Source organism: Streptomyces microflavus, assembly GCF_014650075.1.
In the GTDB taxonomy this organism is placed as follows: domain Bacteria; phylum Actinomycetota; class Actinomycetes; order Streptomycetales; family Streptomycetaceae; genus Streptomyces; species Streptomyces microflavus.
In genome coordinates this window covers 132,919-154,042 of sequence record NZ_BMUG01000014.1, presented here as the reverse complement: position 1 = coordinate 154,042, position 21,124 = coordinate 132,919, and the positions used below count along the sequence as shown (strand labels likewise).

The window sequence follows — 21,124 nt, the reverse complement described above, 5'->3', positions numbered from 1 at the left end:
GGGCGGGCGCCTTGACGGTGGAGGGGGACACAGCACCCGGCTTGGAACCCAGTCGTCAGTTGTACCGAGGGTCGGCGTACTTGATCGCACCCTGGACGGCCGAGCAGGGCCACGGACCACCGTCACATCCCTGACAGGTCGGGGACGTCCGATCGCTGGGGGCGTGCAGCGCCAGCGCGCGCCCCGCCAGCTCGCGGGCCCCGCGCTCATCTCGGGAAATCTCCGGGTAGGTGGAACCGGCGATACCCACCGCCCGGTCGTAGTCGGCAAGTTGCTGGTGAAGGTCGTCGCTCATGACGGCGAGCCTATCGGGCATCACCAAGGGCAACTCCTTCCTGACGGATCCGGCTCGGGATGACCATCACCGACGCCATTCACCAGGCCGTCCTGAAGGTCCCCGACCCCGGACGCCGGATTCCTCGCAGACCCGAAGACCCGCTACCCGGTGACCGTCGACCCGTCCACCTCCGCGCTCAGCAACGTCTTCGATACCTACGTCCAGCAGGGCGAGCTTGGAAGATTGGCACAATAAACACGGCCTCGGCACCATGATGACCGAGTCGGACGGGGCGGCAATGGAAGCCGCCAGGAAAGGTAAGCGAGGCTAGAACATGCTGTTTGAGATCGACCGCGGCGTACTGGCGGACGCAGTCGGTGAGGAAAACGTTCATCGACTGCCGGTCGAGACCGCAGACCGCTACGGATTTACTGCGGAGACATTCGACTTCTTCACTGAGATAGGGATTCCATCCGCCGAAGACTATGGGCTCTCCTTCGGTCTCCCCACAGAATTTGATAGCGGTTACATCTGGGGCTGCTCCGTGCAGGAATCGCAAGGCTGGAAATTCCCTGATGGGGTTCAGGCTCTGGTCAAGATTGGGAATTTCCCCATCAACGCCGTAGTCATAGACCCGGCTACAGGAATCGTCTACCAGTACGCCGACGCGTCAATGGAAGCGATTCCCGTTCATGCGGATGTGTCCTCCCTGGCTAAGACCATCAGCTCATTCGTCGGGTATGTCGAGAACTACACGCGCGACGATGCCGAGGACGACGAGGACGTGGAATACGCTCGACGGAAGCGGGAGGTCGACGCCATCCACGACGCGATCCGCCTGGTGGACCCGCTGCCGTTCAACCATGAGTACAGCGAATGGGTTGAACTGTTCGACAATCTCGAAGGTGGCGTTTATACCTAAGCTTGCCCTTGATCCAGCCCTCACTGGTCCGCTGTCGCGAGCGGTTGCTCCTCGTCCTGGGGCAGGCTGGCTTGGCTGCCGGGGTTGGTGCGCCGGATGCCCGCGTGCACCCTGACGCGGACGCCGGGGGTGGGCGGGGCCGCGCGGATCTCGGTGATGCCGGAGGCGGCCCAGAGCTGTTGCAGCCCATCCATCAGGGCCAGGGCGCTCTCCTCGTCGTCGGCGGTGATGCCGAGTGCGACGAGCCCGGGCTCGCTGACGTGGCGGCGGCGATGACGGAATCCATACCCGGTCGACGCCGCGGACGCTCAGGGCTTTCTGGCGACTGCCCCGTACATGGCGATGTCGCGGCCGTCGATGCCGTTCTGTTCCGGTCCGGGCCGCCAGGAGTGGACCTGGGTGACCCCCGGGTCCTGCAGTTCCAGCCCGTCGAAGTGCGAGGTGGCTGTGGCGAGTTCGCGCAGGACGAAGGGCATGCCTTGCTGGCGGTACTCCTGGGCGACCCGGTTGACCTCCTCTGGCGCGAAGTCTGCGGTGCCGATGGTCATCGCCAGGTAGCTGCCGGACGGCAGCGGGTCCAGCAGGCGTTGGACCAGGCGCCGGTCGTCCGGGGGCAGGATGAAGTGCATGATGCCGATCACCATGAGGCCGACGGGCTGGCTCAAGTCGATCAGCTCCCGGAACTCCTGGCTGTCGAGGATGGCGTCGGGGTCGTGCATGTTCGCGTCCACGTAGGCGGTTGCGCCCTCGGGTGAACTCTGTAGGAGGGCGCGGGCGTGAGCGAGGACGATGGGGTCGTTGTCGACGTAGACCACGTGCGATTCCGGGGCCACCTCCTGCACGATCTCGTGCAGGTTCGGCGACGTCGGCAGGCCGGTTCCGATGTCGAGGAACTGGCGGATGCCCCGTTCCTCTGCCAGGAAGCGGGCGGCGCGGTGCATGAACCGGCGGTTTTCCAGCATGTGTACGGGCAGGGCGGGCCAGTGCCGGGCCATGGCGTCGCCTGCTTCCACATCCACCGGGTAATGGTCCTTGCCGCCCAGGATGTAGTCGTACACCCGGGCGGAGTGGGCCCGTGTGGTTGCCAGCCCGCTCTGACGGTCGTTCGGCGTGTTCATGCAGAGCCTCTTTCGTCCGGGGACGGGCCTTCTCGACGGTATAGAGGCGCTGTTCCTGGCGCAAACGATGAGGTGGTCGATACGGGCGGGGTCATGAGTCCGCCGGCCCGGCTTGCAGGGCGATGATGGCGATGTCGTCCCGGCGGTGGTGGAGAGGCGGCAGAAGGCCGCGGATCACGGAGTGCAGCGGCAGGTCCCGGCGGGCCAGCGCGTCGGAGCGTGTCCGCAGCCGCAGCAGGTTGTCACCGATGTCCGTGTCCGGCGTCTCCACCAGCCCGTCGGTGTAGAACACCAGGGTGTCGCCCTCCCGCAGGTCGGCGTGGAGGGTGGTGCGGGTGAGGTCGTCGGTGACGCACAGGGGCGGGTCCGGGGCCGTGAGGCCGTGCAGGTACCGCGACGGCGCGTCCGCCGGGATCAGGAGGGGCGGCGGATGGCCGGCGTTGGACAGGGCGATGTGCCAGCCGCCGTCTGTCTGCTGGCGCAGGACCGCGTGCACCGCTGTGACCATCGACGGGCTGTCGAGCGCCTGCACGATGCGGTCGAGTCGGCTCAGAGTCACCGCAGGGCTGGCGGCCGGGCCGCTGTCGTACGCGAGTCCCCTCAGGATGCTGTTGACCCGTCCCATTGCCATGGCCGCGTCGAGGTCGTGCCCCGCGATGTCACCGATGGACAGGGCGAGGGCGTCGTCGGAGAGCCGGACGGCGTCGTACCAGTCCCCGCCGACCTCCGCCGCCGAGTCCGCCGGATGGTAGAGCGCGGTGATCGTAAGACCGTCGATGGACGGCGGCGCCGCCAGGAACGACTGCTGCAGCGCAAGCGCCTTGCCACGGATGCTCTGCAACTCCATCGTCCGGCGCAGCGGCCCGCTCATCTGCTGGAAGACGTCCCGCAGCAGCGAGAGGTCTGCCTCGTCCGGGGGCGGGTTGCCCCGGCAGGTCGCAATCGTCGCCAGAGCGACGGTCCGGCCGTCCACCACCACGGGCACCAACGCCACACCCGTCGCCCCGGCCTCCCGCAGCCACCGCACGGAAACGTCCGAAAGCCCGTCCCCGGGAGGCCCGTCGGGCGGGAAGACCAACAGCCGGGCCTCCTGGCTCTCGATCGCCCGCTGGGCGACCGGACCCAGCACGAAATCGGCGTCCAGCGGGGGCAGGGAAGGCAGCCCGGGGGCAAGCCCCACACGCTCCTGCGACGCCGCGGCCGGTACCCCGGAAGGCCGCACACCGGCCTCGACGCCGTCCACGACACGGAAGATGGCCACCGCATCAGCGAGCTCGGGCACAACAGCCGCCGCCGTCGTCAGAAAAGCCTCCGAAAGATCGCGGGCCGCGGGCACCGCCGCCATACGCGCCAGCAACTTCTCCCGCATCCGGCCGCGCCAGTGCTCCTCCGCGTCGGTAGCCGTTCCAACAAACTCCACTTCACCGTCCTCGTCGACAACGGGCGCAGCGATGATCTTGACGTGGCGGAAACGGTCGACGGCACCGTCGACCCGCACCCTGACGATCGTGTCGAGAGGGGACCGCTGCCGCGTGGCCCTGCGCCACGCCCGCTGGAACCAGTCCCGGTCCTTGGGATGCACGGCATCCATCCACGAGGTGTCAGCGCCGGGAGTCCACAGCTTCTCGGCGATCCCGCCCCCGGACAACACGGTGACTATGCCGCCGGGCGACATCACCCACACCGACTGCGGCACGGCCCCCATAAGCGCCTGGTACCGCCTGAGGAGACGTTCCTGGTTCACGGCCGTCCCCTCCGCCGCCGGTCCGACGAGCCCGAGGACCAGGCCGGCGGCATGGCACCGCCTGCGGCCGTCTCCGATCGGCTCCGCCCGCCCCGCCCTCCAGACGGCGCCAGTGGATCATCACCACTCATTCTCCGATGATCCCTCGCATCCCGGACATCAGCACACCCAGGTGCTCCGCGCGACCACCGTGCCTCCAGCGGCCGACGGCACCACGGGTACGTACCGTCGGCCCCAGAGCGCGCTCGCGGGGGCAGGCCCAGGCAGCCGGAAGCGAGGACACGCCCCCGAGTGCGACCGGGGCTCCCTCAGAACGGAACTGCGTGCGGGCTCTGGGGACACAGCCTGGCGGGCCTTGACCCCTGATGTTGGACACACGAGACACTGGATCCTGAGGATCTGAGGACGGACATCTCGTGGTCATGAAGAACTACCCGCCGGAGTTCAAGGCGGACGCGGTCGCGCTGTACGAGTCGCGGCCCGAAGCGACGATCAGATCGGTCGCCGCTGATCTGGGGATCAATCCGGAGACGCTGCGGAACTGGGTGAGGGCCGCAGGAGCAAGCCGTCCGCGGGGACGCCGGACGCAGGAACCGGCCCAGCCGCCGACCCCGCTGGAGGCTGAGAACGCGGCCTTGAGGAAGAAGGTCCGTGAGCTGGAGGAGGAACGCGAGATCCTCCGCAAAGCGGCGAAGTATTTCGCCGGGGAGACGCGCTGGTGAACCGCTTCCAGTTCGTCGCCGACCTCCACCGCCGCTACGGCGTGAAGCGGCTGTGCAGCATCCTCGGCATCAGCCGCTCGAGCTTCTACTACTGGCGCCGGACAGCAGCGGACCGGGCCGCCCGGCAGGCGGCCGACGCGAGGCTGGCCGCCCTGATACGGGCGGTGCACCAGGACTCGGACGGCACGTACGGAGCCCCGCGAATCACCGCCGAACTCCGCGAGACAAGCGGAGAGGCACTCAACCACAAGCGCGTCGCCAGGATCATGCGGGCGTTCGGCATCGAAGGGGTCCGGTTGCGCCGTCGGCACCGCACCACCGTCGCCGACCCGGCGGCGGCCAAGGCGCCGGACCTGATCGGCCGCGACTTCACCGCCACGGCTCCGAACACGAAGTACGTCGGCGACATCACCTACCTGCCCCTCGATGGCGGGAAGCTCTGCTACCTGGCGACCGTCATCGACCTCGCCTCCCGCCGTCTCGCCGGCTGGGCGATCGCCGACCACATGCGCACGGATCTTGTGACCGACGCCCTGGCCGAAGCGGTCCGCACCCGCGGCAGCCTGGCCGAATCGATCATGCACACCGATCACGGAGCTCAGTACACGAGCAGGGCCTTCGCCGAAGCCTGCAGGTCAGCAGGGGTGCGCAGGAGCATGAGCGCTGTCGGGTCCAGCGCGGACAACGCACTCGCCGAGTCCTTCAACGCGACCTTCAAACGCGAGACCCTGCAAGGACGAAAGAGCTGGCCGAACCAGCGTGAGGCCCGCCTCGACGCGTTCCGATGGCTCAACCGCTACAACACCCGACGCCGACACTCCCACCTCGGGCAACGATCACCGATCGCCTTCGAGAACGCCTTCTACCGCACACCAACTACGCTGGCACGAGCCGCATAACCCGTGTTCAGGATTCGGGGTCAAGGCCCTACTTCAACGCGAATCCACTCACCGGCCTTCGGTGGTCTGCTCCGACGGTTGCTGACGAGGTCGATCCAGATTGCGTGCCTAACCCGGCGCAGGTGGCCCGCACCTCTATGCATTCTTTGGCTGCATGTACTACGCCGCCATGCGCCCCGCTGAGGTCATCCACCTGCAGCAGGCCCAGTGCCGCCTGCCGGCCAGCGGGTGGGGTCTTCTCAACCTCAAGGGCGGTGTCGTGGCGGCCGGCAAGGCGTGGACGAACGACGGCGCCGTCCACGAGATCCACTCACTGAGGCGACGGGCCGCCAAGGCCACGCGTCCGGTGCCCATCCCGCCCGTACTCGTCCGCATGCTGCGCGAGCACATAGAACGCTTCGGTGTCGCGCCTGACGGACGTTTGTTTCGCAACGCGGCGGGAAACTACATCGAGGCTGCGGCGTACGGCATCACATGGCGACGGGCACGTGAGGCCACACTCACCCTTGACGAGCACGCTCTTGCGCTGGCGAAGCGCCCCTACGACCTGCGCCATGCGGGAATCTCGTTCTGGCTCGCCTCCGGCGTCGACCCTGCGGAGTGTGCGCGCAGAGCGGGGCAGAGCATCCAGGTTCTCTTCCGCTACTACGCCAAGTTCCTGGCTGAGGCGCGCAACCACGCCAACACGTTGATAGAGGAGTCGATGCGGCGGTGGGTGCCGGAGAGCGGTGCGTAGGGCGCCCGGGGCGGACCTTGGCCCGGAAATGCCCCGGAACAGCTGTTCAGAGGTGGGACAGCGGTGGGAGATATCGGGAGTAGCCTCGTAATTCGACCCAGGGGTCCAACGTGCGCAACGAAGGGCGCCTGCCAGGGAAATCCCCTGGTCAGGCGCCCTTTTGCGGTGCCTAGAAGAAGCCCAGCTTCTTCGGCGAGTAGGACACCAGAAGGTTCTTCGTCTGCTGGTAGTGCTCCAGCATCATCTTGTGGTTCTCCCGGCCGATGCCCGACTCCTTGTAGCCTCCGAACGCCGCGTGCGCGGGATAGGCGTGGTAGCAGTTCGTCCAGACCCGGCCCGCCTTGATGGCGCGCCCCGCCCGGTAGGCCGTGTTGGTGTCGCGGGTCCACACGCCGGCCCCGAGCCCGTACAGGGTGTCGTTGGCCGTCGTGATGGCGTCGTCGAAGTCGGTGAAGGAGGCCACCGCCACGACCGGGCCGAAGATCTCCTCCTGGAAGACCCGCATCCGGTTGTCGCCCTCGAAGACCGTCGGCTGCACGTAGTAGCCGCCCGCCAGTTCGCCGCCGTGCTCGATGCGCTGACCGCCCGTGAGAATCTTCGCGCCCTCCTGCTGGCCGATCTCCAGGTAGGAGAGGATCTTCTGGAGCTGGGCGTCGGACGCCTGCGCACCGATCATCGTGTCGGTGTTCAGGGGGTTGCCCGGCACGATCTTCTCGGTGCGGGCGACCCCGGCCTCCAGGAACGCGCCGTAGTGCCCGCGCTGGATGAGGGCGCGCGAGGGACACGTACACACCTCGCCCTGGTTGAGGGCGAACATCGTGAACCCTTCGAGGGCCTTGTCGAGGAAGTCGTCGTCGCTGCGGGAGACGTCGTCGAAGAAGATGTTCGGCGACTTGCCGCCGAGCTCCAGCGTGACCGGCTTGAGGTTCTCGGAGGCGTACTGCATGATCAGCCGCCCCGTCGTGGTCTCACCGGTGAACGCGATCTTCGCGACGCGCGGGCTGGAGGCCAGCGGCTTTCCGGCCTCCTCGCCGAAGCCGTTGACGATGTTGATGACGCCCGGCGGCAGCAGATCGGCCACCAGACTCATCCAGAAGTGGATCGACGCCGGAGTCTGCTCGGCCGGCTTGAGCACCACCGCGTTGCCCGCGGCCAGCGCCGGGGCGAGCTTCCAGGTGGCCATCAGGATCGGGAAGTTCCACGGGATGATCTGGCCGACCACGCCCAGGGGCTCGTGGAAGTGGTACGCGACGGTGTCCTCGTCCAGCTCGCTGAGCGAGCCCTCCTGGGCCCGGAGGACCCCCGCGAAGTAGCGGAAGTGGTCGATGGCCAGCGGGATGTCGGCGGCCAGCGTCTCGCGCACCGGCTTTCCGTTGTCCCAGCTCTCGGCGACCGCCAGCTCCTCAAGATGCGCCTCCATACGGTCCGCGACCCGGTTCAGGACGGCCGCCCGGTCGCCCGCGGAGGTCGTTCCCCACGCGGGTGCGGCCGAGTGCGCCGCGTCCAGGGCCAGTTCGACGTCCTCGGCGGTGCCACGGGCGATCTCGGTGAAGGGGCGGCCGTTGACGGGGCTCGGGTTCTCGAAGTACTGGCCCCGGACCGGCGGGACGTACGCGCCGCCGATCCAGTGGTCGTAGCGGGACGCGTACGTGACGATCGCGCCCTCAGTGCCCGGCGCAGCGTAACGGGTCATCTCTATGGCCTCCCGGATCCGGTGCCGCCCGCCGTTGGACGGCCCTCGGCGCGAGGCTAGGAGGAGAGACGTTGCAACACCGTTGCGGTACGGGGAGCCGCTTACGCGGCCCGCGGCGGCCCGGCCTCAGCCGCCCTGCTCCGCGTCCAGCCCCCGCACCCTCGCCAGCAGCGCGGGCCGCTGCCCCTCCGGCACCGCACCCGCCAGCGCCCGCCACACCGCCAGGTCGTCCTCGCCCCAGGGGCTGTACGCCCAGTCGGCCAGTAGCCCCGGATCGCTTCGGGCGATCAGCGCGGCTCGCAACTGGTCCGCGATGCGGTGGCGCAGCCGTACGACGGAAGGGGCCCGCGAACCCGGCAGCAGCGGGCCCGCGTACGCCTCCAGTGCCGCCGCCACCGCCCCGGAACCCAGTCGGCGCGCCACCGTGTCGAAGTCGGCGTCCACCGGAGCGGCCAGCCGGTACGGGCGCGAGTGCAGCAGGTCCGGGCCCAGCAGCCTCCTGAGCCGGGAGAGTTCGGCCCGCAACGTCACCGGGGGCGCCGACTCGTCCTCGTACAGATCGATCAGCAGCTCCTCCCCGCTCAGCCCCTCCGGGCGGCGGGCCAGGGCGACGAGGATCTCGCTGTGCCGCCTGCTGAGCCGGATCCTGCGGTCCCCGGTCACCAGCAGCGCCTCGTCCCGGCCCAGGGCGCTCAGCCGGACGGCTCCCCGGTCCGCCGCCGGTGCGAGCAGCGCCAGCTGCGACTCGGCGGCCCGCGCCACCGCCTGCACGAAGGCCAGACTGTGCGGGTGCGCCAGCCGGTCGCCGCCGGTGATGTCCACCGCCCCCAGCACCCGGCCCGTGTGCGGGTCGTGCAGGGGGGCCGCCGCGCACGTCCACTGCTGCACCGGGCGCAGGAAGTGCTCGGCGGCGAAGACCTGCACCGGGCGGTCGACCGCGATGGCCGTGCCCGGCGCGTTGGTCCCGGCCACGCTCTCCGCCCAGCGGGCGCCCTCCACGAAGTTCATCGCGCCCGCCCGGCGGCGGGCCGCCGCATGGCCCTCGACCCACAACAGCCTGCCGTGGGCGTCGCAGACCGCCAGCAGATGCTCCCCGTCCGTCGCGTACGCGCCCATGAGCTCGCGGATCACGGGCATCGCCCGGGCCAGCGGGTGCGCCTCGCGGTAGGGCCCCAGCTCGTCCGCACCGAACTCCACCGCGGGCGCGCCGTCCGGGCTGACGCGGGCCCGTGCCGAGCGGAGCCAGGACTCGCCGACCACCGTGCGGACCGGCCGCTCCAGCCGGCCCGCCGACGTGAACACCTCGTGCGCGCGGCGCAGCGCACCCACCTGCTCACCGGGGTCCGTATCAGCGGCCAGAGCCACCCAGGGGTCCGTCAACTCACCCTCCGTCCGGGGCCGTCCGGGGCCGTCCGGCCGTCCCGCCTCCCCATCGTCGTCGCCACCGGTCTCCGCGACAACCTGGCTGCGGTGGGTAATCGGCGGGCGCTCAGGAGAGGCTGACGAGCCGGAGGTAGCGCTCCCAGTCCCAGAGGACACCGGGGTCGGTGTGGTCGCTGCCCGGCACTTCGTGGTGGCCGATGATGTGCGCCCGGTCCTTGGGTATGCCGTGCCGTTCGCAGATGTCCGCGGTGAGCCGTGCCGAGCGCAGATACATGACGGGGGTGAAGTACTCCGGCCGGTCCACCCACCCCTCGTGCTCGATGCCGATGCTGCGGGTGTTGACGTCCCAGTTGCCCGCATGCCAGGCGATGTCCTGTTCCCTCACGCACTGCGCGACATGACCGTCACCGGAACGCACCACGTAGTGGGCGGAGACCTGCTTGGCCGGATCGCGGAAGATGCCGATCGTCGGGGTGAACATCTGCTGGGCGACGTGGATGACGACACGGTCGATCCGGCGCTCGGAAGGGTGCGAGGGGACGGTGTAGTTCGCCGTGTGGGCCGGTGCCCAGAGAGCCGTCGGGTGGTCCGCGGCGCCGGCCGGGACCGCCACGGCCCGTGCGGACGCCGGAACCAGAGCCGCCGCCGCGGTGACGGCGGCTCCCTGCAGGAGCCTTCTGCGGTGCATCGCACTCCTGTGGAGGCCGGGGTTGCCTTATGGCTGACGCGTGAGGGAAAGAGGAGGCCGAAGCCGTCTCAGGGTGATGACGTCACGAAGAAGGCGCCGGTTCCCGCTCCCCACGCCCGCCGACCAGCCTCAGCCCCCGGCCGAAGCCCCCGCGACCGCCCCCGCCAGCGCACTCGCGGGGTCGTCGTCCGCCGGCCCTGCGGGCACCCAGCGGCCGCCCTCCTTGCGGTACGGCCACCACCGGCCGTCGCGGTCGTACCGGAGCTGGAGGTCGGCGACCGCCACCGTCCAGCGGGCCCGCACCGCCCGCAACTGCGGCCGCTCGCCCTCCTCCCAGGCCGTGGCGAGCCGTCCACGGGCCCGTGCGAGGGAGTCCGGGTCCGGGTCCCACTCCTCGTCCAGCACCGCCAGCGCGGCGGCCCCTCCGTAGCGCCAGGCGCGCACCGCCGACTCCAGCTCGGCGCGCGGCCGCCCGGACCCCTTGGCCAGCCGCGTCGCGATCCAGGGCTCCGGCCGGGCGTCGGCGGCCAGCCGTACCGCGTCCTGCTCCGGCGTCAGCTCCGCCGGGACCGGTTGCCGTTCGTGCCCCGGAGCCAGCGCCTCCAGCAGCATCCGGTGGGCCCGTACGGCGCTGTCGGCGGCCAGGACCTCCAGCGCGGCCGGGTCGAGGCCGGGCGCGGGACCCGCCTCCGTGTCCAGCGACGGCGGCACCCCCGGCTCGGCGGGGACCGGCGGCGGGCCGGGCAGCGGCGGCAGTATGGAGCCCGCCGCGTACGCCTCACCGGCCGGAACCCCGTACACCTCCCGGTCCACGTCCTCCGGGGCGTCGCCCTCCGCACCCCGCACCGCACGGGCGGCACTGCGGACCTGGAGCTCGTCCAGCAGCCGCCGCTCGCCGCGCCCCCGCATCAGCAGCAGGACGAACGGGTCCTCGTCCAGCAGCCGCGCCACCTGGTAGCACAGGGCACCCGAATGCGGGCAGTGGTCCCAGGTTCCACAGGTGCACTCCGGCTCCAGGTCGCCGATACCGGGCAGCAGATCCACCCCGGCACCCGCCGCGTCCTCCACCAGGTGCGGCTCCATCTCCCGGTCCAGCAGCGCCGCGATGTGCCCGGCCCGGTCCACCGCCATGTCCAGGAAGCGGTCCCACGCGTCGTCGCTCAACTCCTGGAGCAGCACATCGCTCCGGTAGCCCGTCCCGTCCCGGTCCCGTACGACGGCCGTGATCCGGCCGGGGCGCACGGAGACCGCCCCGACGCAGCCCTCCCTGGCCAGCCGCCGCCCCTTCTTGAGCTGCTCGCCGTCCAGAGCCGTGTCCTCCAGCGCCTTCAGCCACGCCCGGCCCCACCAGGACGTCGCGAAACCCTTGCCCCCTGGCGGTGGCAGCGGCGCGAACGTGACCTCGGCCCGGTCCGCTCCACTGCCACCGTCGGCAGCGTCCGCCTCGTAGTCGTCGCTCATCGTGCGCCCCCTCGCAGCTCGACCAGATCGGCCAGTTCCGCATCTGTGAGTTCGGTCAGCGCCGCCTCCCCGGAGCCGAGCACCGCGTCCGCGAGCCCCTGCTTCCGGGCGAGCATCTCGGCGATCCGGTCCTCGATCGTGCCCTCGGCGATCAGCCGGTGCACCTGGACGGGCTGGGTCTGCCCGATCCGGTAGGCCCGGTCCGTCGCCTGTGCCTCCACGGCCGGATTCCACCAGCGGTCGAAGTGCACGACATGACCGGCCCGGGTGAGGTTGAGCCCGGTCCCCGCCGCCTTCAGGGACAGCAGGAACACCGGAGCCTCGCCCGCCTGGAAGCGGTTCACCATCTCCTCGCGCCGCGCCACCGGCGTACCGCCGTGCAGGAACTGCGTACGCACCCCGCGCGCGGCCAGATGCTCCTCCAGCAGCCGGGCCATCTGTACGTACTGCGTGAACACGAGTACGGATCCCTGCTCGGCCAGGATCGTGTCCAGGAGCTCGTCCAGCAGCTCGACCTTCCCCGAGCGGTCCGCGATCCGGGGCCGCTCCTCCTTCAGGTACTGCGCCGGATGGTTGCAGATCTGCTTGAGCGCCGTCAGCAGCTTCATCACGAGCCCCCGCCGCTCGAACCCGTCCGCGCCGGAGATCTCGGCCAGCGTCTCGCGGACCACCGCCTCGTACAGGCCGGTCTGTTCGGCCGTCAGCGACACCGCCCGGTCGGTCTCCGTCTTCGGCGGCAGCTCCGGGGCGATCCCCGGATCCGACTTGCGGCGGCGCAGCAGGAACGGGCGCACCAGGGTCGCGAGCCGCTCGGCTGCCCCCGGGTCGTTGCCGCCCTCGACGGCGGCCGCGTACCGGGTACGGAAGGTGGAGAGCCGGCCCAGCAGCCCCGGCGTCGTCCAGTCCAGGATCGCCCACAGCTCGGACAGGTTGTTCTCCACCGGGGTGCCGGTGAGGGCCACACGGGCCCGGGCGCCGATGGTGCGGAGCTGCTTGGCCGTCGCCGAGTGCGGGTTCTTGACGTGCTGGGCCTCGTCGGTGACGACCATGCCCCAGGACGCGGCGGCCAGCCGGGGCGCGTCGAGGCGCATCGTGCCGTACGTCGTCAGGACGAACTCGCCGTCCACCAGCCCTTCCAGGGAACGCGACGCGCCGTGGAAGCGGCGTACGGGGGTGCCCGGGGCGAACCGCTCGATCTCCCGCTGCCAGTTGCCCATCAGCGAGGTCGGGCACACCACCAGCGTCGGCCCGGCCGCGTCCCGGTCGCTCTGGCGGTGCAGATGCAGGGCGATGAGGGTGATTGTTTTACCCAGGCCCATGTCGTCGGCGAGGCAGGCGCCGAGGCCGAGCGAGGTCATGGTGTTCAGCCAGTTCAGACCGCGCAGTTGATAGTCGCGCAGTGTCGCGGTCAGCGCCTCGGGCTGGCCGACCGACTGCTGGGCGGCGGACTCCGGATCGGCCAGGCGCTTTCGCAACTGCTCCAGCCAGCCGGTCGCCGCGACCTCCACCCGGCGCCCGTCCACCTCGGTGGAGCCGGTCAGCGCCGCGCCCAGCGCGTCCATGGGCGTGATCTTGCGGTCCTGGGTCTCCCGGGCCCGCCGCGCCTCCTCCGGGTCGATGAGGACCCACTGGTCGCGCAGCCGAACGATCGGCCTGCTCGACTCCGCGAGCCGCTCCAGCTCCTCGCGGCTCAACTGCTGGTCGCCCAGGGCGAACCGCCAGTCGAACGCGAGGAGGGCGTCGGCGGACAGGAACGACGGGGTGTCCGCGGCGATCCGCCCCCGCTGTCCGTCCCCCTCTTCGCCGCCGGCGTCCTGTCCGTCGGCCGGGCCGATCACCGCGCGTGCGGTCAGCTTCCTCGCCAGCTCCTTGGGCCAGTGCACCTCCACACCCGTGGCGGCCAGAGCGCGCGAGGCGGGCCCCAGCAGTTCGGCGATCTCCTCGTCGGCCGGCTCCACCGCGTCCGGCACCGCGGCCGACAGAAGCGGCGCCAGCGGCGGCCAGGCACGGGCGGCGCGGCGCAGGGCGAGGAGGGCGTCCATCCGGGCCCGCGGCCCGAACGCCGCGGCGCTCCGCGTGCCGCCCGCCCATACCTCGGCCGCGTCGGCGACCAGGGAGGGGTCGCTGACGCTGTGGATCTGCAGCACGGCGCGGAACGAAGGCCCCGTACCGTCGTGAAGAGGGGCTTCGGTACTCGGCGAGGCTGCTCCAGCGACCTGGGCCATCGGCGATGCCGCTCCGGTGACCTCGATACGCAACGAGAGCCGTACGCCCGCGTCGTGACCGGCCGCCACATCGGCCGCCCAGGCCCGCCCCTCGGGCAGGTGCTGCGGCTCCCGTGCGGCGAACGCGGGGCCCGCCGCGGCGAACCCGGCGGCGGGCGTCCGGGGCAGCCCGTCCGCCACCGCGTCCAGGAACGCCCGCAGCAGCCGCTCCGGTTCGGGCAGCAGCAGCGGCCCGTCCGCCGTCGCGCCGTTCTCCAGCGGGGTCGCGTGGGCGGTGGGCGGCATCGACGCCGCGAGTTCCCGGATCCGCTCCAGGTCCCCGGCGCCGAGCGGCCCGACCCGCCAGGCGTCCTGGTCGGTGGGGCTCAGGCCCGGCAGCAGAAGACCCCGGGCGACGAACTGCAGGCCCAGCAGTGCGGCGGCGCCCCAGAAGGCGGTCGCGGGGGAGGCCTGGCTGTCGGCCCGCGCCCGTGTCAGCACCGGCAGGGCCTCCCGTACGGGAAGGTGCAGGGCGGGCACGGCACGGCGCCGGAGGTCGGCCCCGACCACGATGAGCTCCGACGAGATCCCGGGCGCGTCGGGAGGGGTGCTACCGTCCGGGTTCCAGAAGGCGATCAGGCCGGTACGGGACGGATCCGCGGGGATGAAGACCGCGGAGCAGCGGGACAGCTCGGAAATCTCGGAAGGCGTTGCCGCGGGGTGCCGGTGCACAGCGTGTCAGATTCCTCAAATTTGACTAGTGGGTCGGGGTCGCCGAGGGTACTCCACCCCACGTCGCCGCGTGCGGTTCCCTCCTGTGACCTGCCTCACTTCTTCTTCTCTCCGGTGGAGTAGGTGCAGCCAGCACCACCCTGGGGCACGGGGGTCTGCCCCAGGAAGAACGGGGTGGTGGCGCCATGGCTGTCGCGAGCCTCCGATCCGTACGTTCTATGAGGTCAGCGCATATGTTCCAGAGACCGGAGACGTCATGCCCCAGGCGACAGCCACCGTTGCGGATCCCGCCGGTGACAGCAGTTCGGACCGGACCGGGCCCTCCGGTGCCGGCAGCGATTTCGCCCCGCTGCTGCGTGCCGTGAAGGGGCAGGGCCTCCTTGAACGGCGCACCGGCCGCTATGCGTTGAGCATCGCGGCCAATCTGGTGGCCCTGGGCGGGGTGATCACAGCGTTCGTCCTGCTGGGCGACACATGGTGGAGCCTGTTCCTGGCCCTTCCGCTGGCGGTCCTGTGGACCCGGACGGCGTTCGTCGCCCATGACGCGGGCCACTCCCAGATATCCGGTGGCCGTAAGGCCAACAGGCTGATCGGCCTGGTGCACGGCAACCTGCTCCTCGGTATGAACGAGGCGTGGTGGAACGACAAGCACGTACGTCACCACGCCAACCCCAACCACGTCGACAAGGACCCGGACGTCGGCGTCGGCGCCCTGGTCTGGACCCAGAAGCAGGCGGCGCAGCGCGAAGGATTCGCCCGCTGGCTGACCCGCAACCAGGCCCGGCTGTTCTTCCCGATGCTGCTGCTCGAAGGCATCGCGCTGAAGATCTACGGGTTCCAGTACCTGCGCCGCCAGCCGACGGGGGAGCGGACCGTGTCGGCCGTGCTGATGACCGCGCATCTCGCGCTGTACACGACCCTGCTGCTGACCACCCTGTCCCCCGGCAAGGCCGTCGTCTTCGCCCTGCTGCTGCACGCGCTGTTCGGTCTCCACCTGGGAATGGCCTTCGCCCCCAACCACAAGGGCATGGAGATGCCCGACCCGGACGGCGACCGCTGGGGCCACCTGCAGCGCCAGGTCCTGACCTCGCGCAATGTGCGCGGCGCGATCCTCACCGACTGGTTCCTCGGCGGCCTGAACTACCAGATCGAGCACCACCTGTTCCCGAGCATGCCCCGGCCCCACCTGCGGCTGGCCCAGCCCCTGGTCAAGGCGCACTGCCGGAGCATCGGCATGCCGTACGCGGAAACCGGACTCGTCGAGTCCTACCGGCAGGCGCTGGCTCACATGCACGAGGTCGGTGAGCCGCTGCGCTGACGGGCGTCACGGGGGACAGTGGGGGGAACGTAAGGACGCACAGACGCGTTGACAGGACAGAAGCGGCGCCGGCCGCGAAGGAGGCGTGGACCATGTCGAACGGTGCGAAGGTCGCTGTCGCGGGAGTGGTGGCTGCGGCCGTCCTGTGGCCCCTGATCGGATTCTGGTGGGCGCTTCTGGTGGTGATCGGCGTTCCCGTCGCGGGCTATCTGCTGCTGGACCCGTCCCAGCGACGCAGGCTCCGCAGGATCAACCGCAAGGAGATCGGCCGCTGAGCCGGGGGCCCGCCCGTAGCGGGCCCCGACACCGGATCGCGGGCCACGCCGGCCGCGGTCACGCCGGATGCGGAGCCAGTGCGTCGAGAGCCTCCAGCAGGCCCGGCAGGGCAGGACCGCGGCCGACGGGCAGGACCGCGCCCGGCTCCTCGTCCAGCAGGATCAGCGCTATGTCGTCGGTCCTGGCGACCATCGACCATCCCGGGCCGTCGACGCGCAGGGTGCGCGTGTCGGCCGAGGCGAAGACGGAGCGGATCCGGCCGGGTGGCGGCGGAGTCCTCGTATAGGCGACGGCCTCCGACAGAGCCCGCCGTACGCCGGGGTGGTGACCGGCCGCAGGGGCACCGGACTCCGCGCCCCCGCCTCCGACCGTGCTCCCGCTCCCCGGCTCGTCGCCGCTCCCCGGCCCGCCGCTGTTCTCGCTTCCCGCCCCGTCGCTCCCGGGGCCCTCGGCCGCCTCCCCGCGCCGCTCGCCGTCCGGCCGGACGAACGCCGCGTCATCGATCTGCTCCCGCCACAGCGCCCACCGCTCCGCGATCTCGTCGGCCCCGAGCCGCCGTTGCGCGGGACCCCAGGACTCCGGGTCCGGAGGAGTCAGCGGCGCAGGGCCCAGCCCGTCCGTCTCCGGGTCGTGCGGGGCGGGCACACCGGGCGCCGCGACAGTCAGGGCCAGCGGCCAGCCGGGCAGCGCGCACACCACGGAGCGCTCGTCGGGCGAGAGGTCGTGCGCCATACCGCAGTCCCACGCGGCGATGGCCACGGCCACCAGCGAGACGTCGTCCACGACCACCGTCCAGCGTGCCCCTTCGCCGTCCTGGCCGAGGACGAGACCGTAACCCTCCTCGTACGGTTCGAGGGTGAGCGCGGCGCACGCGGCCACATAGTCGTCGCCCAGCACACTCGGGAAGCGGGCAGGGGTCAGCAGCATCGCAGTCAGCACAAGCAGCGCGTCGTCGGCGTCCGCACCGGCCACAGCGTTCCCCTCATTCCCGATCGCGGGGCCACCCGCCGCCCGGGCTCCCTTCGCGTCGTCCGTCGGCGCACCTTAACCAGTGGGTAACCCCGCCGTCGAGGCCCTGAAGGGAGGCGGGGGGCCGGATACCGCCGACGCCCCGGCCGGGTGACTGTGGCCGGGAAGGACCGGGACGTACGGGACGATCCGCGTAAGGTTGAACCTTCGGACGAGCGAGGGGAAGAGCATGGTTCAGCGCTACGGCCGGCTGAAGGACATTCAGCGACTCGACCCGGAACGGGACTTCCTGGAGATCTACCGCCTCACCGTCAGCTACGAGTTCCCCTGGGACATCACCCGCGCCCTCGAACTGGCCCTCTACCGCACCTATGCCGTGCCCAGCATCGGCCGACTCCTCGATGAGACAGCACAGTTGACGGGGCGTTCGCAGAAGCGGTACGACGACACCGCCCTGCTCCTCGACACCGTGGTGGAGCACGGATTCGACACCGAGGAGGGCCGCACCGCCGTCCGCCGGATCAACCAGATGCACCGCAGCTACGACATCAGCAACGACGACATGCGCTACGTCCTGTGCACCTTCGTCGTCACCCCGAAGCGCTGGCTGGACGACTACGGCTGGCGCCGGCTCTCCGACCACGAGCTGCGGGCCTTCGCCGCCTACTACCGCACCCTGGGCGCCCGGATGGGGATCAAAGACCTCCCGCAGAGCTACGAGGACTTCGAGCGCACCCTCGACACCTACGAGCGCGATCACTTCGGCTGGGACGAAGGAGCCCGCAGGGTCTCCGACGCCACCCTGGCGCTCATGGCCTCCTGGTACCCGGCACCGCTCGCCCCGGTGGTCCGAGGCGCCAGCCTCGCGCTCCTGGACGACTCACTGCTGAGGGCATTCCGCTACCAGCGCCCGGGACCCGTGGCCCGCGGGCTGACCCGGGGCGCCCTTCGCCTGCGCGCCCGCGCCGTGCGACTCCTGCCGCCGCGTCGCAAGCCGCACTACGCACGCCAGAACCCCGAGATCAAGGGCTACTCGGACGGCTACGAGATCGCCGCGCTCGGTACGTTCCCCACCCCGGGCGTCCGCGGCTGCCCGGTTCCCGGCCATCGGCGGCCGTCAGACGTGCCCGTCGAGTGACTCCAGGGTGGTCCGCAGCCATCCGAGTTCCGCTTCACCGGTCGCCCGCGCGATGGTGAGGACACCTCTGCGGAAGGGGTCCTCCATCTCCTCGGCGCGCAGCGGCCGGTCACCTTCGTAGAAGAAGCTCGCGGGTTCCTCCAGGAACACCAGTCGCCGGCGCAGCACATCCGCCTGCGCCGAGGGGTCCGGAAGGTGCCGGAGGAAGGCCAGCAGGACGAACCACCGGTTCTCGTCGGTGATGTCCGCACGCTCCGGGGAGGCCAGCCGGTCGCGCAGCTGCGCCCGGCCCGGCCCGGTGAGGGTCAGTACCTGGCGCGGAGCTGCTGTGGCACCCGGCTGCGTCTCCCGTGCCAGCAGCCCCGCCTTCTCCAGCCGCTTGATCGCCGGGTAGAGCGTGCTCTCCGGTACGGGGCGCACGTGCCCGATCAGCGCCGTGAGGCGTTTGCGCAGCTCGTAGCCGTGCAGTGGGGTGTCGTAGAGGAATCCGAGGATGGCCAGCTCCAGCATTCCCGCATCCTATCGCCGATACCTCGCCGACATAGTACTCCGTTGACGTAGTACCTCGGTGTCGAGGTATGTTCACGACCGGACGGTGGAGCCGGGCCGGTGCCACACGGTGTGCCCGGCGCCGGGCGACGAAGGGAGAACGCGGTGTACGAGGTCGAGTTCGACGGACGGGGCGGTCTGATCAGGTGGACCGAGGCGGCCGGGAGCGGGGGAGGGGACGGCGGCGTCGCGGGGGCGGCCACGGTCTATGTGCACGGGCTGGGCGCGATGTCGGCCGTCTATCACGCCCATGTGGCGGCCCACCCGGCCCTGTCCGGTCGCCGGTCGCTCTTCGTCGACCTTCCCGGACACGGCATCAGCGACCGTCCCGCAGGCTTCGGCTACACGCTGGAGGACCACGCCGACGCGCTCGCCGCGGTCCTGGACACGGCGGGTGTCCGTGGCGGCCTGATCGTCGGGCACAGCATGGGCGGCTCGGTGTCCGTCGTACTCGCCCACCGGCGCCCCGATCTCGTCTCGGGCCTGGTCCTCACAGAGGCGAACCTCGACCCGGCCCCGCCGCCGACCGCCGGCAGCAGTTCCATCGCCACGTACACCGAGGAGGAGTTCGTCCATGGCGGCGGCTTCGCCGAGGTCCTGCGGCGCTCCGGCCCCACCTGGGCGGCGACCATGCGCCTGGCGGACCCGCTGGCACTGCACCGCTCGGCCACCGGACTGGTCCGGGGGACCGCCCCGACGGTCCGGCGGATGCTGCTGGAGTCACCGGCGGAGCGGTGCTACCTCCAGGGGACGCTGAGCGGCGGACTCCTCGGCGCCGCCGAGCTGATCGCCTCGGGCGTGCGGGTGATCGAGGTGCCCGGGGCCGGGCACAACGTCATGTTCGACCGCCCCGATGTGCTGGCCGCAGCCGTCGCGGGCAGCGTCCTGTGAGGATGCGGGGCGCCGCCCCCGTACCGCCGCGAGAGCTGGTGTACGGGACCGGGGCCGGGCTGGTGGTCCGTCAGGACCGGCGTACGGCGAGGGCGAGGAAGCGGTCGTCCTCGTCGGTGTAGGAGTCCAGCCGCCACCCCGAACCGGCCAGCAGAGCCCGCAGGACGGGCTCGGCCCGCAGATCGTCGTCGGTGAGGGCTCGCCCGTGCCGCGCGGCCAGGGCGGCCCGGCCGATCGGGTGGAACAGGGCCAGCACCCCACCCGGCCGCACCACTCGGGCGAGCTCGGTCATATCGGCCTCCGGGCGGGCCAGATGCGAGATCAGCCCTGCCCCGAACACCGCGTCCAGCGCCCCGTCGCGCAGCGGCAGCCGTGCGACGTCGGCGCGGAGCAGCGTGCCGCTCTCCCCACGCCCCGCCCGTGCCGCTTCCTCCAGCATCGCGGGGGTGAGGTCGGCGCCCAGCACGGTCCCACGCGGACCGACGACCGCGCGCAGGGCCGGGAGCGCGCGACCGGTTCCGCAGCCGGCGTCGAGCACGGCGTCCCCGGGCCGCAGCCCGAGCAGACCGGCCGCGGCGGCATAGGCCGGGCCGTCGTCGGGGAAGCGGCTGTCCCAGCCGGCCGCGCGCGGGGTGAAGAAGTCCAGGACGTGGGTGTGGTGATCGGCCATGCGGACATGATCGCGCAGCCGACGCCCGAACGGAACGCCACGGAGCACGGGCCCGGGCCCACGGGTCCCGGCGGGGCCGCCGGGCGCCCGACTCGCAGTGCCGTCCGGGCGCCCGAAGCTCGTCCCGGTCAGAAAGCTCGTTCCGGTCAGACGTTGACGCCGTAGTCGGACGCGATGCCGGCGAGCCCCGATGCGTACCCCTGGCCGACGGCCCGGAACTTCCACTCGGCGCCGTGCCGGTAGAGCTCGCCGAAGACCATCGCGGTCTCGGTGGAGGCGTCCTCGCTCAGGTCGTAGCGGGCCAGCTCGACACCGTTCGCCCGGTTCACCACGCGGATGAAGGCGTTGCGCACCTGGCCGAAGCTCTGGCCCCGGCTCTGGGCGTCATGGATCGAGACCGGGAACACGATCTTCGCGATCTCGGCGGGGACCGAGGCCAGGTCGACCTCGACCGACTCGTCGTCCCCCTCGCCCTCACCCGTCAGGTTGTCCCCGGTGTGGCGGACCGAACCGTCGGGACTGGTGAGGTTGTTGTAGAAGACGAAGTGGCCGTCGGAGAGGACCTTGCCCGCCTCGGAGCACAGCAGCGCACTGGCATCCAGGTCGTGATCGGCTCCGGTCGTGGTCCGTACGTCCCAGCCGAGGCCGACCGTCACGGCCGTCAGGCCGGGGGCCTCCTTCGACAGGGAGACGTTGCCGCCCTTCGCCAGGCTCACACCCATGAATTTCCTCCA

At 71.1% G+C, this 21,124-nt stretch carries 19 protein-coding genes and 1 pseudogene; 7 read left to right on the top strand and 13 right to left on the bottom strand.

The annotated features are described in order from the left end of the window. Positions 1–55: 55 nt before the first annotated feature. Complete coding sequence (locus IE264_RS33230; RefSeq protein ID WP_158706598.1) at positions 56–295, bottom strand: hypothetical protein; 240 nt, start codon at positions 293–295, stop codon at positions 56–58. A 316-nt stretch (positions 296–611) separates the two neighbouring features. Here IE264_RS33230 and IE264_RS33225 point away from each other — a divergent pair, with 316 nt between their 5' ends. Beyond that, the gene (locus IE264_RS33225; RefSeq protein WP_032760596.1) at positions 612–1,199 is read left to right on the top strand and encodes an SUKH-4 family immunity protein; all 588 of its coding nucleotides are present in this window, start codon (positions 612–614) and stop codon (positions 1,197–1,199) included. Positions 1,200–1,219: 20 nt separating this feature from the next. Here the strand turns inward: IE264_RS33225 and IE264_RS33220 are convergent. From IE264_RS33220 to IE264_RS33210, 3 genes and pseudogenes are all read right to left on the bottom strand, one after another. After that, positions 1,220–1,453, bottom strand: a pseudogene (locus IE264_RS33220) (DUF6207 family protein); the annotation flags it as partial. A gap of 54 nt (positions 1,454–1,507) precedes the next feature. Further along, positions 1,508–2,317, bottom strand: a complete 810-nt coding sequence (locus IE264_RS33215) for an SAM-dependent methyltransferase (protein WP_032760598.1) — start codon at positions 2,315–2,317, stop codon at positions 1,508–1,510. Between the two features lie 91 nt (positions 2,318–2,408). Beyond that, positions 2,409–4,061: a PP2C family protein-serine/threonine phosphatase gene (locus IE264_RS33210; protein ID WP_032760600.1), complete on the bottom strand. Its 1,653-nt coding sequence runs from the start codon at positions 4,059–4,061 to the stop codon at positions 2,409–2,411. Positions 4,062–4,477: 416 nt separating this feature from the next. Between IE264_RS33210 and IE264_RS33205 the strand changes: the two genes are divergently transcribed. Both IE264_RS33205 and IE264_RS33200 read left to right on the top strand, forming a co-directional pair. Next, a protein-coding gene (locus tag IE264_RS33205; protein ID WP_106960069.1) for an IS3 family transposase occupies positions 4,478–5,682 on the top strand; the annotation gives its coding sequence in 2 pieces (ribosomal slippage) (positions 4,478–4,769 and positions 4,769–5,682; 1,206 coding nt in all). A gap of 154 nt (positions 5,683–5,836) precedes the next feature. Further along, on the top strand, positions 5,837–6,418 hold the full coding sequence (locus tag IE264_RS33200) for a site-specific integrase (RefSeq protein WP_032760602.1): 582 nt from the start codon (positions 5,837–5,839) through the stop codon (positions 6,416–6,418). A gap of 169 nt (positions 6,419–6,587) precedes the next feature. Here the strand turns inward: IE264_RS33200 and exaC are convergent, their stop codons facing one another. The 5 genes from exaC to IE264_RS33175 form a co-directional block, all read right to left on the bottom strand. Then, complete coding sequence (gene exaC, locus IE264_RS33195) at positions 6,588–8,111, bottom strand: acetaldehyde dehydrogenase ExaC (RefSeq protein WP_032760604.1); 1,524 nt, start codon at positions 8,109–8,111, stop codon at positions 6,588–6,590. A gap of 126 nt (positions 8,112–8,237) precedes the next feature. Next, positions 8,238–9,491, bottom strand: coding sequence for a GAF domain-containing protein (locus tag IE264_RS33190; protein WP_032760606.1), 1,254 nt, complete (start codon positions 9,489–9,491; stop codon positions 8,238–8,240). A 109-nt stretch (positions 9,492–9,600) separates the two neighbouring features. Beyond that, complete coding sequence (locus tag IE264_RS33185; protein WP_015606467.1) at positions 9,601–10,182, bottom strand: N-acetylmuramoyl-L-alanine amidase; 582 nt, start codon at positions 10,180–10,182, stop codon at positions 9,601–9,603. A 129-nt stretch (positions 10,183–10,311) separates the two neighbouring features. Then, a complete protein-coding gene (locus tag IE264_RS33180) occupies positions 10,312–11,643 on the bottom strand; it encodes an SWIM zinc finger family protein (RefSeq protein ID WP_032760607.1) in 1,332 nt (443 codons plus the stop codon). Then, complete coding sequence (locus IE264_RS33175) at positions 11,640–14,579, bottom strand: SCO1167/SCO6262 family helicase (RefSeq protein ID WP_032760608.1); 2,940 nt, start codon at positions 14,577–14,579, stop codon at positions 11,640–11,642. The genes IE264_RS33180 and IE264_RS33175 overlap by 4 nt, the downstream gene beginning before the upstream one ends. A 256-nt stretch (positions 14,580–14,835) precedes the next feature. Between IE264_RS33175 and IE264_RS33170 the strand changes: the two genes are divergently transcribed. Together IE264_RS33170 and IE264_RS33165 are read left to right on the top strand one after the other, a co-directional pair. Then, entirely contained in the window at positions 14,836–15,897 is a 1,062-nt protein-coding gene (locus IE264_RS33170) for a fatty acid desaturase family protein (protein WP_032760611.1), read from the top strand. Positions 15,898–15,989: 92 nt separating this feature from the next. After that, a complete protein-coding gene (locus IE264_RS33165) occupies positions 15,990–16,172 on the top strand; it encodes a tail-anchor membrane protein (protein ID WP_015606463.1) in 183 nt (60 codons plus the stop codon). Positions 16,173–16,230: 58 nt separating this feature from the next. Here IE264_RS33165 and IE264_RS33160 read toward each other — a convergent pair whose 3' ends face one another. Next, a complete protein-coding gene (locus IE264_RS33160; RefSeq protein ID WP_051822079.1) occupies positions 16,231–17,145 on the bottom strand; it encodes a hypothetical protein in 915 nt (304 codons plus the stop codon). 226 nt (positions 17,146–17,371) lie between these two features. On the opposite strand from IE264_RS33160, the gene IE264_RS33155 reads away from it, so the two are divergent. Beyond that, positions 17,372–18,280 (top strand): oxygenase MpaB family protein, encoded by a 909-nt coding sequence (locus IE264_RS33155; RefSeq protein WP_032760613.1) that lies wholly within the window; start codon positions 17,372–17,374, stop codon positions 18,278–18,280. Here the strand turns inward: IE264_RS33155 and IE264_RS33150 are convergent. Then, complete coding sequence (locus IE264_RS33150) at positions 18,260–18,790, bottom strand: PadR family transcriptional regulator (RefSeq protein ID WP_032760614.1); 531 nt, start codon at positions 18,788–18,790, stop codon at positions 18,260–18,262. The genes IE264_RS33155 and IE264_RS33150 overlap by 21 nt on opposite strands. Before the next feature lie 144 nt (positions 18,791–18,934). Between IE264_RS33150 and IE264_RS33145 the strand changes: the two genes are divergently transcribed. Further along, on the top strand, positions 18,935–19,720 hold the full coding sequence (locus tag IE264_RS33145) for an alpha/beta fold hydrolase (protein WP_032760615.1): 786 nt from the start codon (positions 18,935–18,937) through the stop codon (positions 19,718–19,720). A gap of 70 nt (positions 19,721–19,790) precedes the next feature. Here the strand turns inward: IE264_RS33145 and IE264_RS33140 are convergent, their stop codons facing one another. Together IE264_RS33140 and IE264_RS33135 are read right to left on the bottom strand one after the other, a co-directional pair. Then, entirely contained in the window at positions 19,791–20,390 is a 600-nt protein-coding gene (locus IE264_RS33140; RefSeq protein ID WP_015606458.1) for a class I SAM-dependent methyltransferase, read from the bottom strand. A gap of 146 nt (positions 20,391–20,536) precedes the next feature. Next, entirely contained in the window at positions 20,537–21,112 is a 576-nt protein-coding gene (locus tag IE264_RS33135) for a TerD family protein (protein ID WP_015606457.1), read from the bottom strand. Between the last annotated feature and the right edge of the window lie 12 nt (positions 21,113–21,124).

What these genes read in the sequence shown, in the direction of transcription:
- IE264_RS33230 (WP_158706598.1), bottom strand. Translation starts at nt 295, where the DNA reads ATGAGCGACGACCTTCACCAGCAACTTGCCGACTACGACCGGGCGGTG.
- exaC (WP_032760604.1), bottom strand. Translation starts at nt 8,111, where the DNA reads ATGACCCGTTACGCTGCGCCGGGCACTGAGGGCGCGATCGTCACGTAC.
- IE264_RS33135 (WP_015606457.1), bottom strand. Translation starts at nt 21,112, where the DNA reads ATGGGTGTGAGCCTGGCGAAGGGCGGCAACGTCTCCCTGTCGAAGGAG.
- IE264_RS33165 (WP_015606463.1), top strand. Translation starts at nt 15,990, where the DNA reads ATGTCGAACGGTGCGAAGGTCGCTGTCGCGGGAGTGGTGGCTGCGGCC.
- IE264_RS33225 (WP_032760596.1), top strand. Translation starts at nt 612, where the DNA reads ATGCTGTTTGAGATCGACCGCGGCGTACTGGCGGACGCAGTCGGTGAG.
- IE264_RS33170 (WP_032760611.1), top strand. Translation starts at nt 14,836, where the DNA reads ATGCCCCAGGCGACAGCCACCGTTGCGGATCCCGCCGGTGACAGCAGT.
- IE264_RS33215 (WP_032760598.1), bottom strand. Translation starts at nt 2,317, where the DNA reads ATGAACACGCCGAACGACCGTCAGAGCGGGCTGGCAACCACACGGGCC.
- IE264_RS33200 (WP_032760602.1), top strand. Translation starts at nt 5,837, where the DNA reads ATGTACTACGCCGCCATGCGCCCCGCTGAGGTCATCCACCTGCAGCAG.
- IE264_RS33150 (WP_032760614.1), bottom strand. Translation starts at nt 18,790, where the DNA reads ATGCTGGAGCTGGCCATCCTCGGATTCCTCTACGACACCCCACTGCAC.
- IE264_RS33185 (WP_015606467.1), bottom strand. Translation starts at nt 10,182, where the DNA reads ATGCACCGCAGAAGGCTCCTGCAGGGAGCCGCCGTCACCGCGGCGGCG.
- IE264_RS33140 (WP_015606458.1), bottom strand. Translation starts at nt 20,390, where the DNA reads ATGGCCGATCACCACACCCACGTCCTGGACTTCTTCACCCCGCGCGCG.
- IE264_RS33155 (WP_032760613.1), top strand. Translation starts at nt 17,372, where the DNA reads ATGGTTCAGCGCTACGGCCGGCTGAAGGACATTCAGCGACTCGACCCG.
- IE264_RS33180 (WP_032760607.1), bottom strand. Translation starts at nt 11,643, where the DNA reads ATGAGCGACGACTACGAGGCGGACGCTGCCGACGGTGGCAGTGGAGCG.